Annotated in this window: 15 protein-coding genes; 7 read left to right on the top strand and 8 right to left on the bottom strand. The window is 63.4% G+C overall.

The genetic code is table 11. The features are described from left to right. Window positions 1-110: 110 nt before the first annotated feature. The 3 genes from GcLGCM259_RS13495 (at window position 111) to GcLGCM259_RS13485 (ending at window position 3707) form a co-directional block, all read left to right on the top strand. Window positions 111-890: a CPBP family intramembrane glutamic endopeptidase gene (locus tag GcLGCM259_RS13495; RefSeq protein ID WP_138926929.1), complete on the top strand. Its 780-nt coding sequence runs from the start codon at window positions 111-113 to the stop codon at window positions 888-890. A gap of 45 nt (window positions 891-935) precedes the next feature. After that, window positions 936-2108: an MFS transporter gene (locus GcLGCM259_RS13490; RefSeq protein ID WP_138926928.1), complete on the top strand. Its 1173-nt coding sequence runs from the start codon at window positions 936-938 to the stop codon at window positions 2106-2108. Window positions 2109-2258: 150 nt separating this feature from the next. Next, window positions 2259-3707 carry an APC family permease gene (locus tag GcLGCM259_RS13485; protein ID WP_138926927.1) on the top strand — a complete coding sequence of 483 codons (1449 nt, stop codon included), beginning with the start codon at window positions 2259-2261 and terminating at the stop codon, window positions 3705-3707. Window positions 3708-3720: 13 nt separating this feature from the next. Here the strand turns inward: GcLGCM259_RS13485 and GcLGCM259_RS13480 are convergent, their stop codons facing one another. The 3 genes from GcLGCM259_RS13480 to GcLGCM259_RS13470 form a co-directional block, all read right to left on the bottom strand. Further along, a complete protein-coding gene (locus GcLGCM259_RS13480; protein WP_246049613.1) occupies window positions 3721-4509 on the bottom strand; it encodes an MBL fold metallo-hydrolase in 789 nt (262 codons plus the stop codon). A gap of 427 nt (window positions 4510-4936) precedes the next feature. Then, entirely contained in the window at window positions 4937-5143 is a 207-nt protein-coding gene (locus GcLGCM259_RS13475) for an Rv3202a family protein (protein WP_138175488.1), read from the bottom strand. A gap of 307 nt (window positions 5144-5450) precedes the next feature. Continuing rightward, window positions 5451-5960 carry a MerR family transcriptional regulator gene (locus GcLGCM259_RS13470; protein WP_138926925.1) on the bottom strand — a complete coding sequence of 170 codons (510 nt, stop codon included), beginning with the start codon at window positions 5958-5960 and terminating at the stop codon, window positions 5451-5453. On the opposite strand from GcLGCM259_RS13470, the gene GcLGCM259_RS13465 reads away from it, so the two are divergent. Beyond that, on the top strand, window positions 5874-6302 hold the full coding sequence (locus GcLGCM259_RS13465; protein ID WP_246049611.1) for an Hsp20/alpha crystallin family protein: 429 nt from the start codon (window positions 5874-5876) through the stop codon (window positions 6300-6302). The two genes, GcLGCM259_RS13470 and GcLGCM259_RS13465, sit on opposite strands and share 87 nt — an antisense overlap. A gap of 268 nt (window positions 6303-6570) precedes the next feature. Further along, window positions 6571-6843, top strand: coding sequence for a hypothetical protein (locus GcLGCM259_RS13460; RefSeq protein ID WP_138926924.1), 273 nt, complete (start codon window positions 6571-6573; stop codon window positions 6841-6843). Between the two features lie 977 nt (window positions 6844-7820). On the opposite strand, the gene chrA is transcribed toward GcLGCM259_RS13460, so the two are convergent. After that, window positions 7821-9041, bottom strand: coding sequence for a chromate efflux transporter (gene chrA / locus GcLGCM259_RS13455; protein WP_217496537.1), 1221 nt, complete (start codon window positions 9039-9041; stop codon window positions 7821-7823). Window positions 9042-9215: 174 nt separating this feature from the next. Between chrA and GcLGCM259_RS13450 the strand changes: the two genes are divergently transcribed. Together GcLGCM259_RS13450 and GcLGCM259_RS13445 are read left to right on the top strand one after the other, a co-directional pair. Then, window positions 9216-10520: an MATE family efflux transporter gene (locus GcLGCM259_RS13450; RefSeq protein ID WP_138927273.1), complete on the top strand. Its 1305-nt coding sequence runs from the start codon at window positions 9216-9218 to the stop codon at window positions 10518-10520. Window positions 10521-10799: 279 nt separating this feature from the next. Then, window positions 10800-11291: a hypothetical protein gene (locus tag GcLGCM259_RS13445; protein ID WP_138926922.1), complete on the top strand. Its 492-nt coding sequence runs from the start codon at window positions 10800-10802 to the stop codon at window positions 11289-11291. Between the two features lie 292 nt (window positions 11292-11583). Here GcLGCM259_RS13445 and GcLGCM259_RS13440 read toward each other — a convergent pair whose 3' ends face one another. The 4 genes from GcLGCM259_RS13440 to GcLGCM259_RS13425 form a co-directional block, all read right to left on the bottom strand. Continuing rightward, window positions 11584-12648 carry an alcohol dehydrogenase gene (locus GcLGCM259_RS13440; protein ID WP_138926921.1) on the bottom strand — a complete coding sequence of 355 codons (1065 nt, stop codon included), beginning with the start codon at window positions 12646-12648 and terminating at the stop codon, window positions 11584-11586. Between the two features lie 72 nt (window positions 12649-12720). Beyond that, the gene (locus GcLGCM259_RS13435) at window positions 12721-13197 is read right to left on the bottom strand and encodes a MaoC family dehydratase (RefSeq protein WP_138926920.1); all 477 of its coding nucleotides are present in this window, start codon (window positions 13195-13197) and stop codon (window positions 12721-12723) included. After that, window positions 13190-13945, bottom strand: coding sequence for a 3-oxoacyl-ACP reductase FabG (gene fabG, locus GcLGCM259_RS13430; protein ID WP_138926919.1), 756 nt, complete (start codon window positions 13943-13945; stop codon window positions 13190-13192). Before fabG ends, GcLGCM259_RS13435 begins: the two co-directional genes overlap by 8 nt. Window positions 13946-13996: 51 nt before the next feature. Further along, complete coding sequence (locus tag GcLGCM259_RS13425) at window positions 13997-15211, bottom strand: acetyl-CoA C-acetyltransferase (RefSeq protein ID WP_138926918.1); 1215 nt, start codon at window positions 15209-15211, stop codon at window positions 13997-13999. Window positions 15212-15222: the final 11 nt, after the last annotated feature.

The raw sequence follows: 15222 nt of genomic DNA, 5'->3' as shown, positions 1-15222 counted from the left end.
GCCCAGGAAACGGCCCACGAAAGTGGCCGAGGAGACGCTGGGATGTGAGACACAGCCGATTCGCTGCAAGGGGTCGGGCGTCGACCGGATCCGGTCGATAGGCTAGGAGCATGTCTCACACCCCGCCGTATTACCACCAGTCAGGGTTGCCGCCGGTGCGCCGGCAACGCGTCTTCGAGGCCGGGGCGGTCAAGAAGGGTGACCTGTTCACCGTCGCGGCGTACATTGTGTTCTTCATCCTCGGCGGGGCGATGCTGATCGCACTGATCCCCGGCTACATGCACGCGTTCCCGGATGAGGACTCGGCGCTGTTCGGGGTGAACATGATCCTGTACACGGTGTTCTTCATCCTGGCCATGATCCAGTGCGGGCCCCAGTTCTTCGAATCCTTCGCCACCATGCGCTACTATCCGTGGCTCAAATGGCTGATGCTGCCCGGCGGCTGGCTGCTGACGGTGATGATCTCCGCATTCATCACCATGTTCTTCGGCGGTCCCCAGACCAGCATGAACCAGCAGGCCCTGCAGGATATGACCCAGTCGGTGCCGTTCCCGGTGATGTTCGTGACCACGGCACTGTTCGGGCCGTTTGTGGAGGAGTACATTTTCCGGCACCTGCTGATCGGCAAGCTCTCCCGCAAGGTCAACATCTGGGTATGTGCCCTGATCTCCACGGTCCTGTTCGCCTCGATCCACTTCGCCAATGGCGGGGGGATCGGCTCCGTGGTGGAAATCCTGCCGTACCTGATGCTGGGACTGATGATGTCCCTGGCCTACATCCTCACCGGCAAGTCGCTGGCCTACGCCTACATGCTGCACGTGGCCAACAACGGGATGGCCCTGCTGGTGCTCTACACGCTGGCCCCGCTGCTGCCCGCCGCGGGGGTGTAAGCCACGTTTACCGGCCATGAACCACACAGCCGCGGCTACCGGGGGATGCTGTTGGCGCTGTTTGCCAGCGGCCTGGCCACCTTCTCGCAGCTGTACTCGGTGCAGGGCCTGCTGCCGGAGATGTCCCGGAACCTGAACATCAGCGAGGCGCAGGCGGCGCTCAGCGTTTCAGCCGCCACCCTGGGCCTGGCCCTGGCGGTGATCCCGTGGGCGATTGCCTCGGACCGGATGGGTCGTCGGCAGGTTATCGGCATCGCGCTGGTCTCCTCCGTGGTGCTGGGGCTGGCCGGGGCGGTTAGCCCCAGCGTGGAGCTGTTGTTGGCGGCCCGGTTCCTGGAGGGCGTGGCGCTCGCCGGGGTTCCGGGCACCACCCTGGCCTATCTGGCCGAGGAGCTTTCCGCCCGGGCGGTGGCCATCGCCAGCGGCATCTACATTTCGGGCACCACGGTCGGCGGCTTGGTTGGCCGCCTGCTGGCCGCCTGGGTCGCACAGCCGTTGGGTTGGCGGTGGGGCGTTGCCGCGGTCAGCCTGCTGGCGGCCGCGGCGATGATCGTGTTCTTTATCAAGGCACCGCGGGCGCAGGGCTTCACCCCCGTGCCCGATGTCCACCTGCGCCCGGTGCTGCGGCGTTTTCGCGCCAGCCTGCAGGGGCGGCGCCCCATCCTCTACCTTCAGGGCTTTCTGCTGATGGGCGGGTTCGTTGCCGCCTACAATTATCTGGCGTTCCGCCTGGAGGCCCCGCCCTTCATGATTCCCCCGGCGCTGGCCGCACTGGTGTTCCTGGCCTACCTTGCCGGGACCTGGTCCTCCATGGCCAGCGGCGGCATCGTGAACCGGGTGGGCCGGCGCACCTCACTGCTGCTGGGCACCGGGGTGATGATGGCCGGGCTGCTGCTGACCCTGTCTGCGGTTCTGTGGGTGATCATCCTTGGCATGCTGATCTTCACCGCCGGGTTCTTCGCCGCGCACGCCGTGGCCAGCGGCTGGGTGCCGGTGTTGGCCCCGGAAACCCGGGCGCAGGCTGCCAGCCTCTACAACCTGGGCTACTACATCGGCTCCTCGCTGTTCGGGTGGCTGCTGGGCATCCCCTTCATGCACTTCGGCTGGTCCGCCCTGGTGGGGTGCGTGGTGGGCCTGCAGCTGGTGGCCGCGGCGGCAGCCTGGTTCCTCAGGCCGCCGCGCCAGCCACAGCCCGTCATCGAACGTAGTACTGAATGACGCGGTAACCGTTCGTCGGCTTGTTTGACGCCGTTCGCCGGATTCGTGGTTTGATGCACGTCACTTGGCCGGTCCCGGCGCCGACACATCCGGCAGGATTTTCTGCGGCCCTTCAACGGAGAAGGGTGGAGATCACGCAGGAAGGCGTCGATGAGCAAGACACAGAATACAACATCACCCCACGGGTATACGACCCTGGCCAAGACCCTGGGGAACTGGGATGCCCTGGCGCTGGGCTTTGGCGCCATGATCGGTTTTGGGTGGGTCGTCCTCACCGGCGGCTGGCTTTCCAACGCCGGAACCCTGGGTGCCATGGTCGCCATCATGGTCGGCGGCGGCATCATGGCCGTGGTGGGCCTGACCTATGCGGAACTAACCGCATCGATGCCCAAGGCCGGGGGCGAACACAACTTCATCCTCCGCGCACTTGGCCCCCGCCCGTCCTTCATCGGTTCATGGGCCATCACCGGTGGATACGTGACCATCGTGGCGTTCGAGGCGGTTGCCTTCCCCCGTACCGTGGAATACATCTTCCCGGGCATGAGCCGGATTCCGCTATGGACGGTGGCCGGATTCGAAGTGAACCTGACCTGGGCGTTGGTGGGTGTGGCGGCCGGGCTTTTCATCACCTGGATCAACGTGCGCGGCGTGAAGCAGGCCAGCGTCGTTCAGACGTTCACAGTGCTCTTCCTGCTGGCGGTCGGCGCCATGATGATCTTCGGCTCGGTGACCTCCGGCGAAGCATCAAATATGGAACCCTGGTTCACTCCCGGAATGTCCGGCTTCTTCGCGGTGCTGGTGGCGGTCCCGTTCCTCTTCATCGGCTTTGACGTGATCCCGCAGTCCGCGGAGGAAGTGAAGATCCCCTCCCGGCAGATCGGCAAGCTGGTGGTGGTTTCGGTGCTCATGGCAACCGTTTGGTACATCATGGTCGTCCTGACAACGTCATCGGCAATGCCCGCCAGCGAACTGGCCAACGCGGACATCGCCACTGCCGATGCCTTCGGCGCGCTGTTTAACTCCCAGATCATGGCGAAGATCCTGATCGCCGGCGGAATCGCGGGGATCCTGACCTCCTGGAACTCACTGCTGCTGGGCGCCTCCCGGCTGGTCTTCTCACTGGCACGTTCCGGGATGCTGCCGCAATGGTTTGCCAGGGTCCACCCCAAGTATCAGACTCCGAGCAACGCGTTGATATTCATTGGCGGCATTTCACTTCTGGCCCCGTTCTTCGGTGCGGAAATGCTTGGCTGGCTCGTGGATTCCGGGGCACCGAGCATCATCATCGCCTACTTCCTGGTCTCCGTGACATTCCTGCTGCTGCGCCGCCGGGAGCCGAACATGAGCCGGCCCTTGCGCATCGGTGGTCGGGGGCGCTTCGGCGAGGTCATCGGTTGGATCTCGGTGCTGCTCACCGCCGCGCTGTTTAGCCTGTACATGCCCGGCATGCCCGCCTCACTGAGCTGGGAGCCGTGGCTGATCTTCGCGCTGTGGTGGGTCCTTGGGGCCGTGTACTTCGTCAAGGTTCCCGGCGGAATCCCGGCCGGTGAAGACGCCGAAGAAAAGGTGCTGCAGATCGTCAGGGCGCGCAGGAAATAAGCGCGCCATGCCGCTAGGTCAGCTCGTCGTAGTCTCCGCCAACCCACCTGGCGTAGCGTTCGGCGGAGAACTGCACGACCCGGTGGGCATCTGACGGGACGCAGGCGGCGAAATTATTGTAGAGGCGGTCAAAGCGCAGGCTGTCCAGTTGGGCGGCCATGCGCCGCACCACCGCCGCCGAGAGCGGGATCCGGTTGGGATAGCTACGCAGGAAGGTGACATTGCCATCGGCCACGGGAAAGACCGCGTCCCCGGCCAGCAACGCGCCACCGCCCCGGGCTCCCGCGGCCCACTCGGCCACGGTGCTTCCGGGGAAGTGGCCGCCCACTTGATGCAGCCGGATGCCCGGCAGCACCTCAAAGGACTCGCTCCAGTAGCGGATGGCATCGCTGCTGCGCTGCACCCACTGCTTGTCGGCCTCGGCCACATAAATCGGTGCATCATCAAAGGCTTGGCTGTACTGCACCTGCACGCCGTACATGTGCGGGTGGCTGGCCACAATGGCCGCAATACCACCGAGTTCCCGAATGACCTCCACTGCATGGGAACTGATCATCCCGGGGACGTCAAAGAGCAGGTTCCCGTCTTCGGAACGGATCAGCAGTGCGCTTTGCCCGATTCCCACCTCGGGTGCCCGCAGGGCGGTCAAACCCTCCTCCAGCTCCCGCACCTGGATCTGGTGGCCCTCGCGCTCAAGTGTTTCGGAACAGGTCCAGCGTTGAGTGCCACCGGGGATGTACTGGCGCTCGTCTTCGCAAATGGGGCAATGGGTGGGCAGGGTGCGCGAGGGTTCGAACTCCACTGCGCATCCTGCGCATTGCCATGGTGCATCTGCTGGGTTCATGGTTGGTCCCTGTCCTCCTGGTCGATTAGCCACCACGCTACTTTGAACACTGCCTGCGCGACAGAACCCGGTACGGTTTGTTCTGAATTCGGTGATGTGGCAAAAGACGAGAAGGCGCTTCGCTTGGTCCTAGTAGGAGGGAGCGGTGGGAAAGCCAGCACCGCTGTAGAGATTGGCGCCGTGCATCAGATCTCTAGCGACTTCAGTTGCTGGTTCGTCGGTTTGGATACCCATTACTGCAAAGCCGTTACGGGGATTGCAAAGTTTTATTTGGATGCCGTCACGTAGCTATGGAGGGTGCCGTATTCGCCGACGGCGCCGTTATGATGCGTTCGCCCTGAGTTTCTGGTCCCCAACCGCTTCGAGCGTGGTACGGGAGGGGTGGCTAGACAACTTCTTCCCCGGGATCATCGAGCTGCACGGTGATCTTTTGGTCAATCCAATCAGCCTCATTTACAGGTGCATTAGCTGTGTGCAGCGGAGGGATTTGTTCATCTTCGATGTCGGGATCCACCTCTAGGCGTTGGTCGACCAAATCCACCTCGGAGACTTCGGTGTCCGGAGGCAGGGGCTCGAAAGTCATATCGCTCATCCCTCTCATCGTGTGCTGAGGCTGACTGCTGAGGTTTGGAACCTATTATTGCCGGAAGTCAGGCGACGCCTTCTGGGAACCTCGCTAGGGGTGCACCTCTCTGATCTCCCGGATTTTTTGGTCTGTGCCGACAAGATACAAATGATTCCCTGAGAAGTCCAGAGGCAGGTGTGGCACATCCGGCACGGACCGGAAAGGCAGCAGCACTAAAGGTCGGCCTGCACTCTGCTGCGATGCTTGCCGGCGAGTATTGAAGATAAGGGGAATTGGGGGTTCGTCGCCCGGTTGGGCAGCGTTCGTCGTTAGTTCATCCTCGCTCTTGGGATATGGGATGGAGGGCTGACCATAACCTATGATTCTCTTCTTCGAGGTGTAACACCATCTCGATCCCGGCCAAATTCAGTCCCGCATCGAGCAATACGACTATTCTTTCGATCCGGGCAACATCCGCCGGCGAATACTTCCGCGTTCCGCCCGCAGTTCTTCGGGGTGTCACCAGCCCCCGTGCTTCGTATAGCCGCACTGACTGAACACCGGCGCCAGCCAACTGCGCTGCCGCCGAGATCGAGTATGTCCTCTCTGGCACTACGGATGCTTGTGGTCTATGTGCCAAATTTTTTCCTCCCTTTAGGTTGCGTGAACTCGTGGTTGGTGTTATAAAAACTGTACCAGCTGATATAGATTTTAGGGCAGCTGGAAGGAGACAGCCAAAGGAGAAGGGAGAACTGTGATGCTGCTGGACAACGACGTCTTTCGTGAGTTTGATCGGATGGTGAAACAAGCGTTCAATGGTTCTCCGGGGTTCGACCGGGCACATTTGATGCCGATGGACGCCTGGAAGGATGAGCAAGGCTTCCATGCCGAGCTTGAGATTCCAGGGATTGACCCGGACGCTGTTGAACTCTCGGTGGAAAGGAATGTCCTGAAGATTCGCGCCACTCGACCAGAGCAAGCCACTGATGACCAGTTGCTGGTTCGGGAGAGGGCATGGGGTGCGTTCGGTCGAGACTTGATCCTCAGTGATCACCTCGATGTGGACAATATCCACGCGCATTACGAGGACGGGCTGCTGCGCCTGGATATTCCGATCACCGAGAAGTCGAAGCCGAAGCGAATCGCCATCACCAAGGGTAATCGCTCAAAGGAGCTGACCTCTTAGAAGGCAATGCCGATCCTTCGGCTTGAGGTGGGCGACAAGCCGGAATCGTATGGGCGCTCCCAGAGAGATCCCGGGTTGAAGAAACGATCCTGTTGGACTATTCCTTGCAGGAAGTAGGCCATTTCCCCGTGGATGCCGGTTAGCTCTCTGTGGTGATGATTCCTGCCCCAGCGATCTTCGGTTAAAGGCGCTCTGCCGTTTGGTCCCGCTTGGGGTCAGCTCCGAGTTTCGGAGCTGACCCCAAGCCCTGAGACAAAGGAGAACCGAAATGCGTAAGTCACAGGTAGTCCTGCGTTTTGATGACGATCAAGTGGAGGAACTGCGGAACGCGTTGTGCCTCTACCGGGAACACGTCCTGGAGCAGTTGCAGGACGCGTATCAGTTCGAAGGGGCAGGGAATTCCTCTTATTGGAGCTCCAAACTGTCCACGATTCAATGTCTTGTTGAGTCGGTAAACTCCTCCGGTTCCCAGCTCGCAACGTCGCTGGTCGACGGTGGAAAAATTCCCAGTTTCACTGACTTCTACGAAGCATGTAGCTAACTGCCCCATGCCATGGCGACCCACGGAACCTGCAGCAGTCGCAGGGGAATCGATAGGGCAAAGTGTAATTTTTGGGGTTGCCCTGCAGTAAGCGCAGGACCACTCGCAATGGGGGCGTTCATCTATGATTTGGGCTCGATTCCATGCCCGCGATTCATTTCAACCCTTGGTAGCCGGCGCACAGGGTTGCGGTTACTGAGGCAGATTTATGGGCAGGTGCTCTAGAAGCCCCTGCCCGTTGTTTTCTGTACTGCATCCAGGTGGATTTCTGCCAGGGGTGGTGCGCGCGCTCTGAAGCGCAATATGTCGCGAGTGTACGAATCTCCTAAAGTACCAGATACCCGCAAAGCCCTCGGCAGCAAAACTTGATCCGGTAGGTCTGCATTCGTGGTGCTCGTTCTTCCTCTAGTGCCCGGGGGGTCCGAGCGCTTGGCAAAGTACTCGAGTTTAAGGCTCAGTTGGTGAAGAAAGACAAGGTCAGCTGGGGTGAGGGCCCGTTCGAGTGAGTCTGCCACGCGATGTTCGTCGAGCGTGGACGCAGTCAGAACCGCGAAGGGGACTACTTCAGGCGCTGCCCGCCATGACTCGACACGCTCCTGGGTGTTCGACATTCTTCTCACCTCCCTGCCTCCGGTAGCGAAACTTCTGTATCACAACGTTAACAAGGACCTGTGCCGTTTGATATAGATTAATAGCTCGCTCTGGCTCATCTGTCAAGATTGGTTCACAGTACTAAAGCCCAAGGGCGGAGGGTGCCTTCTGCCCACTGGCCACGGGGTGTGTCGGCGCCTGTGAACCAGGCAGGCGCCGACATGTACTGGTTTCACACCCAATCACAGTGCCAGGCGGCGCTGAACAAAGCACAACCCGGCTTTGGATCCTTTGTTCGGCTCGATCGCTGCTGCTTCAAGAACGGCAATGGATACTCCTACACCGTGTTGTACCGCACGCGCTGACGGAGCGCGCTCCGGCGGTGACTACAACAGGAAGCCGCCAAGGACCGCCGCACCCACTGCCACCGCCCAGGCCGGGGCCTTCCATCCGGACAAGGCAACGAAGGCGAGCGCGGCGACCACGAACGTGGCGGTATTGGGCACACCGTGAGTGAACACCGGCGAATACAGTGCGGCGGCGAGCAGACCTACCACGGCGGCATTCACCCCGCCCAGGGCGCGGCGCACGATCGCATTGTGCCGCAGCCCTTCCCAGAATGGCAGCACGCCGATCACCAGCAGTGCAGAAGGCAGGAAGATCGCCACCAGGGCAATCAACGCCCCGGCCCAAGACGCCAAATGCAGCTGTGCACTGGCCCCAAGGAATGACGAGAAGGTGAACAAAGGGCCGGGAACCGCCTGCGCTGCTCCATATCCGGCCAGGAATACTTCCTGGTCAACCAGGCCGTTGCCCACCATTTCAGATTCCAGGAGAGGCAGTACAACATGCCCGCCGCCAAACACCAGCGCGCCGGTACGGTAGAAGACATCCGTCAGCGCCACCACGGCAGTGGAGGTCAGGGCGCGCAGTACCGGGAGCAAAGCCAGCAGCAGGACAAACAGGACTAGACAGGTGACCGAGATCGCCCGGGCCACCTTCGGCTCCAGCTGCGCCTCCTGCTGGCCGGCCGCTTCCGGCACCGGAAGCCACAGCAGCCCGATCAGGGCAGCGCCGAGCATGGCCAACACCTGGGTGAGCGGGCCGGGCAGCAACAGGACCACGGCCATGGTGGCTACGGCAAGAGTCGCGCGGCGTGCATCGGGGGTCAGCATCCTGGCCATCGAAACTACCGCGTGCGCCACCACGGCAACGGCCGCCGCCTTCAGGCCGCTGATCCAGCCGGTGCCCAGGGTGTCCGACAGCCATGGAGCTCCCAGGGCGAACCCAAAGAGCAGCAGCGCCGAGGGCAGGGTGAAGCCAACCCAGGCCAGCAGCATCCCGGGCAGCCCGGCGCGCTGCAGCCCCACGGCCATGCCCACCTGGCTGGAAGCCGGCCCGGGCAGGAACTGGCACAGGGCCACCAGATCGGCGTAGGTGTTTTCCTTCAGCCAGCGGCGGCGCACCACAAACTCGTTGTGGAAGTAGCCCAGGTGAGCGACCGGGCCGCCGAAGGAGGTCAGGCCCAGGCGCAGGAACACGGCAAACACTTCCCAGGGGCCCCGGGCAGGGGCAGCTGGTTTCGGGGAAGAGGCAGCGGTGTTCATCCTGCCCATCGTAGGGGCGCCAGTTGACGGGAAGCTGGATATCTTGTGAAGACACGGTGACGTATTCGGGGCGAGCATGACGCGGCCCGCAGCGCCGAAATGGAGATGCCCGGACCGGCTTCGTAGAGTAGTTCCGTGAAGCCTCGCACCGCACCCACCGAATCCAACCGCTCCATGGCCCGCCAGATCCTGGCGCTGGCGATTCCCGCGCTCGGCGCGCTGATCGCCGAGCCGCTATTCCTGCTGGCCGACACCGCGATCATCGGGCACCTGGGTGTCTCCGAACTGGCCGGTGCGGGCCTGGGGACCACGGTCATCCAGACCGCGGTGGGGCTGATGATCTTCTTGGCCTACGCCACCACTCCCGCCGTGGCCCGGGCCATCGGAGCCGGCCAGTTTGGACGGGCCATGGCTGCCGGGCGCGACGGCATGTGGTTTGCCCTGGCCCTGGGCCTGGTGCTGACCGTCATTGGGTATTTTGGCGCCGAACCATTGGTGCGGTTGATGGGGGCCGAGGGCGCCGTGCAGCAGTTCGCGGTGGATTACATCATGTACTCCCTGCCCGGGGTGACGGCCATGCTGCTGGTCTTTGCCGCCACCGGCGTGCTGCGCGGCATGCAGGACACCAAGACCCCGCTGATCGTGGCCTCCGCCGGTTTCGGGTTGAACATTGTCCTGAACTTCACGCTGGTCTACGGGTTCAACATGTCCGTCAGCGGGGCGGCGTTGGGCACCTCGATCGCCCAGTGGGTCATGGCTCTGGTCTACTTCCGGCTGATCATTCCGCAAATCCGCCAGGCCGGGCTGCCGCTGGCTCCCACCTGGGCGGGATTCAAGGCCACCGGACACGTGGGGTCGTGGCTGATGCTGCGCAACGCCACCATGCGCATTGCCTTGTTGGCCACGGTGGTGGTGGCTACGAACGCCGGCGAGGTGACCCTGGCTGCCCACCAGCTGGTGTTCACCCTCTTCTCCTTCCTGGCCTTCGCCCTGGACGCCCTGGCGATTGCCGCGCAGGCGCTGATCGGCAAGGAGCTGGGGGCCGGGGACAAGGAGCAGGCCACCAAGCTGACCGGGGTGATGACCCGTTGGGGCGTCTACTTCGGGATCTTCACCGGCCTGTTCATCTTCGCCCTGTCCTGGGTGCTGCCGGTGCTGCTCAGCTCGGATTCCTCGGTGCATGAACTGGCCACCCCGGGGCTGTGGCTACTGGCCATCTCGCAGCCGATCTGCGGCGTGGTGTTCGTGCTGGACGGGGTGCTGATGGGAGCGGGGGACGCCCGTTACCTGGGACTGGTGGGCGTGGTGAACCTGGCCGCCTACCTGCCGATGCTCTGGGCAGTGGATGTCCTTGCCCAGGACCAGCTCAGCTCCATGATCTGGATCTGGGTGTCCTTCGCCGGGGGATACATGCTGGCCCGGATGATCACCCTGGGGGTGCGGGCCCGCACCGACAAGTGGATGCGCCTGGGTCTCTGATCCGGCTGGCGCCGGGCGCAGCGATGGCTTAACGGCGTTGGAGGTTCTTCAAGTGTTGCCCTGGGCATCGGCAGCCACACCATCAGAACTTATTACCCGCATCCCGGATATCAGGTTGTAGCCTTCATTACAGGTAACGCAGGAATGATTAATAATATAAGACACCAGGCGGCAAAAAACGCTAGCAGTAACTGTTCTTGGTCTTTTTAGAATATAGGAGGAAACGCTAAACTAGATTGTTGGGTGCATTAAGGGGCGCGAAAATTTCTGAGGAACTAAATGTTAAAGATTAAGTGGGCTAATCTTTTCATCGCTGCCGTGGGTGGGTGCCTCACATCGGTCGTCTATATGGCTGTAGTGGGCATCTTGTCTGTCCAGGCCACAGCGACCAGAAGTGGCGCTGTCCTTAATCTCAACAACATTGTAGTTGGGGTTCAAGATCCGAAAATTCCGGCCCTCCAAATGACTGCAATCATGTGCATGGGAGTACTAACCGCGTACATTGTCGCTTATGCTCCTCGAAATTTCTCGCTGCCAGTCAGATCAGCGCTGAGTACTAGTTTTGTTGTATTTTCCGGTGTTTTGCTGATTATCAACTTTTCAAGTGGACCTGGACGTGACCCGTTGCAGAGCGTTGCAGATGGAACCATGCCTGGCATAAAGGGTTGGTTGCTCAAAGCCAGCAATGAATCATCTGTCCATCTATTAGTAGCCCTTGTTCTTTTTCTGGTGGTTTTCCAGCTGACTCGATTTAAAGCCCGAAACTCATGAGTCAATAGTGCACCATAGTGTGGTGTGACCTCCGGCGATCGCCCCGGCGGTGTGAAGCCTCGTTCCGGACGACCGTGCATAACTTGAATATTCTTGCGGTCGTAGTAGCGCGCGGCCTTCACCCTTAACTCCTTTGGAACCCGAGGATAGGCGCAGGTTCTGTACTGCGTCGCAGCCCAGTTGTTCCAGCGGTCTCCAGGCAACCGATGAAACAACTGGGTTAAAGCGGGCCGGTCCCGACATCCGCGCCGCAGGGGCGGGGATGCCGGGACCGGCCGGGGCGTGGGAGGGGTTAGGCCCCTACGGGTTCGAGCACCAGGCGCCCGGTGACCTTGCCATCGGACAAGTCCTGCAGGGCGGCGCTGACGCCCGGGGCGCTGAGCTCCCCGGCGCTAAGGCGCAGCGGCTTGATCTTGCCGGTGGCCGCCAGCTCCACCAGTTCCTTCAGCTCACCCAGGCTGCCAACATAGCTGCCGCGCAGGTTCAGCGCCTTGGTGGCCATGATGGCCGTGGGCACCACCAGCTCTCCGCCGAACAGGCCCACCATGATCTGCGTGCCGCCCTTGGCCAGCAGGTCAAAGCCCAGCTCAGCGGTGGTCCCATTGTTCACGAAGTCGATCACCGCGCGGGCCTTGCCGCGCAGTTCTCCCTGCTGCTCGGCCCGCTGGCCGTTGCCCGGCAGCAGCAGGGTGTTGCTGGCCCCGGCCGCCTGCGCGTGCTTCAGGTTTTCCGGATTCAGGTCCACCGCGGTGATGTTGCGGTGCCCCAGGGCGGAGAGGATGTTCACGGCCATGCCGCCCACCCCGCCGACGCCGATGACCACGACCAGGGCCTGCGGGTCCAGCGGCAGCACCTTGCGCGCCGCCGAGTAGGCGGTCAACCCCGAGCAGCTGAGCGTGGCCGCCCAGCGCGGGTCGATGCCGGTGTGCCCGAGCAGGTACTTCTCATGCGGAACGGTGATCGCCTCGGCGTAGCCGCCGGGGCGCACCAGGCCGATGGAGGTGTTGTAGGCGCACAGGTTCTCATCCCCGGCCAAGCAGGTGGCGCACTTGCCGCAACCCAGCCACGGGTAGACCATCCGGCTGTCCCCGGGCTGCACGCCGGTCACTTCGCTGCCCACCGCGCTCACGGTGCCCACGATCTCGTGGCCGAGCACCATCGGGTAGGTGATGCCGGTCTTGGCCAGCTCCAGCTTCCCGCGGCTGCCCAGGTCGTAGTGGCCCTCGCGCAGGTGGATGTCGGAGTGGCAGACCCCGCAGTGGGTGATGGACAGGCGCACCTCGTGCGGTGCCAGGTCCTTCTCTTCGCTGATGACCTCGCGGATGCTCAGGTCTTCAAATGCCGCATAGGACTTCATGGTGCTACTTTCGCTTCTCATGCATGGTGTGGACGGTGATTCGGTGCCGGGGCGCACCCGGCTGGGTTCCGGCTAGGCCTGCAGGGTCAGGAACTCGGCCACGCACACTGGGGCGGGCACGTCCTTGGCCTCAACTGTCACCTTGATGGTGGACAGCAGCCCGCGCTCGGTGGGTTCGGCCGAGACCAGCTCGGCGCCGGCCCGCAGCTGCGCCCCGACCTTCACCGGGGCGGGGAAGCGCACCTTGTTCAGTCCGTAGTTCACCCCCATCCGCAGGCCCTGAACGGTGTAGATCTGGCGCAGGAAGGAGGGCAGCAGGGACAGGGAGAGGAACCCGTGGGCAATGGTGGCCCCAAACGGCCCGTTGGCCGCACGCTCGGGATCCACGTGGATCCACTGGTGGTCATCGGTGGCGTCGGCGAACAGGTTCACCTGCTCCTGGGTTACCCGCACCCACGGGCTGTGGCCCAGGTGCTGGCCGGCGGCCTGGGCGAAGGCCTGCAGGCTGGGAAACAGGGTGGGGGAGTCGGTCAGGTTCTGCTCAGGCATGGGGTCCTCCCGCCACGTACAGGATCTGCCCGGAAATGAAGGAGGCGTCCTCGGAGGCGAAGAACGCGGCCGCGGCGGCAATGTCCTGCGGCTTGCCGGTGCGGCGCACCGGGATGCGTTCGGCGGCCTTGGCGGTGAACACCTCGTAGGGCACCTTCATGCGTTCGGCGGTCGCCCGGGTCATCGCGGTCTCGATCAGCCCCGGGGCGATCGCGTTGACGGTGACGCCGAACTGGCCCAGCTCAATGGCCAGGGTCTTGGTGAAGCCCTGGATCCCGGCCTTCGCGGCCGAGTAGTTCGCCTGCCCGCGATTGCCCAGCGCCGAGGTGGAGGACAGGTTGATGATCCGCCCCCAGCCGGCCTCGGTCATGTGGCGCTGCACGGCCCGGGACATCAGGAAGTGCCCGCGCAGGTGCACGTTCATCACCGTGTCCCAGTCACTGGCGCTCATCTTGAACAGCAGGTTGTCGCGCAGCACCCCGGCGTTGTTCACCAGCACGGTGGGGGCGCCGAGCTGCTCGGCGATGCGCTGCACCAGCTCCTCGACGGACTGCTCATCGGAGACGTCGGCGCCGAAGGCCGCCGCGGTGCCGCCGGCCTGGTTGATCTGCTCGACGGTGTCCCGGCAGTGCTCTTCCTGCAGGTCCACGGCGGCGATGTTCATCCCGGCAGCGGCCAGGCGGGCGGCGATGGCCGCCCCGATGCCGCGGGCGGCCCCGGTGACGATGGCGGTGCGTTGGTTGCTCATGTAATGGCTTCTCTTTCGTTGCAAGTTGATTCGGTGCGCGAAGGGTGCGGGCTAGCCCAGGCGTTCAATGACCATGGCCATGCCCTGCCCGCCGCCCACGCACATGGTCACCAGTCCGGTGCCGGCGCCGCGTTCGGTCAGCGAGTTGATCAGGGTGGTGGTGATCCGCGCCCCGGTCATCCCCCAGGGGTGGCCCAGGGCAATGGCCCCGCCGTTGACGTTCAGCCGGTCGTGGTCAATGCCCAAGTCCTCGGCGCTGGGCAGCACCTGGGCGGCGAACGCCTCGTTCAGCTCCACCAGGTCAATGTCCTTGATGCCCATGCCGGCGCGCTGCAGCGCCTGGCGGGTGGCGGTGACCGGTCCCAGGCCCATGATTTCCGGGGACAGGGCGCTGAGACCGGTGGACACGATCCGCGCCAGCGGCTGCACCCCGAGTTCGGCGGCCTTGGCCGAGCTCATGATCACCAGGGCCGCGGCCCCGTCGTTCAGCGGGCAGGCGTTGCCGGCGGTGACCGTCCCGTCCGGGCGGAACACCGGTTCAAGCTCTGCCAGCCCCTGGGCGGTGGTGCCCGGGCGGGGGGAGTCATCGGTGCTGACGGTGCTGCCGTCGGGCAGGGTCAGCGCGGTAATGTCCTTGTCCCAGAACCCGCGTTCGGCCGCGGCCTGCGCCCGCTGCTGGGAGAGCAGCGCCCAGGCGTCCTGGTCGGCGCGGCTGACCGAGCGCAGCTGGGCGACGTTCTCCGCGGTCTGGCCCATGGCGATGTAGATGTCCGGGACCAGTCCCTGACCGCGCGGGTCGCTCCAGGTCTGGGCGCCGCCCTGGGCCCGCTTCGCGGTGCGCTGCCATGCGTCGCGGAAGTAGGGGTTGCGCACATCGGAGTCCAGGCGGTGGCGTCCGAGCGAGCTGGTGGACTCCACCCCGGCGGAGACGAAGATTTCCCCTTCCCCGGCCCGGATGGCGTGAAGGGCCATCCGGGTGCTTTGCACGCTGGAGGCGCAGAAGCGGGTGACCGTGGTGCCCGGCACCGTGTCCCAGCCGTTGCGCACGGCCACCACCCGGGCCAGGTTCGACCCGTTTTCCCCTTCCGGGATGCCGCAGCCCAGGATCAGGTCATCGATCTGCTCGGGCTGCAGCCCCGGCACCCGGGCGATGGCTTCGCTGGTGATCTGGTGGGCCATTTCATCGGAGCGCATTTCGCGCAGGCTGCCCTTGTGGGCGCGCCCGATCGGGGAGCGCACCGCACTGACAATGACGGCGTCGTTCATGAGGTGTCCTT

The sequence above is a fragment of the Glutamicibacter creatinolyticus genome, assembly GCF_006094275.1.
Taxonomy (GTDB): domain Bacteria; phylum Actinomycetota; class Actinomycetes; order Actinomycetales; family Micrococcaceae; genus Glutamicibacter; species Glutamicibacter creatinolyticus.
This window is presented reverse-complemented; position numbering and strand designations above follow the sequence as displayed.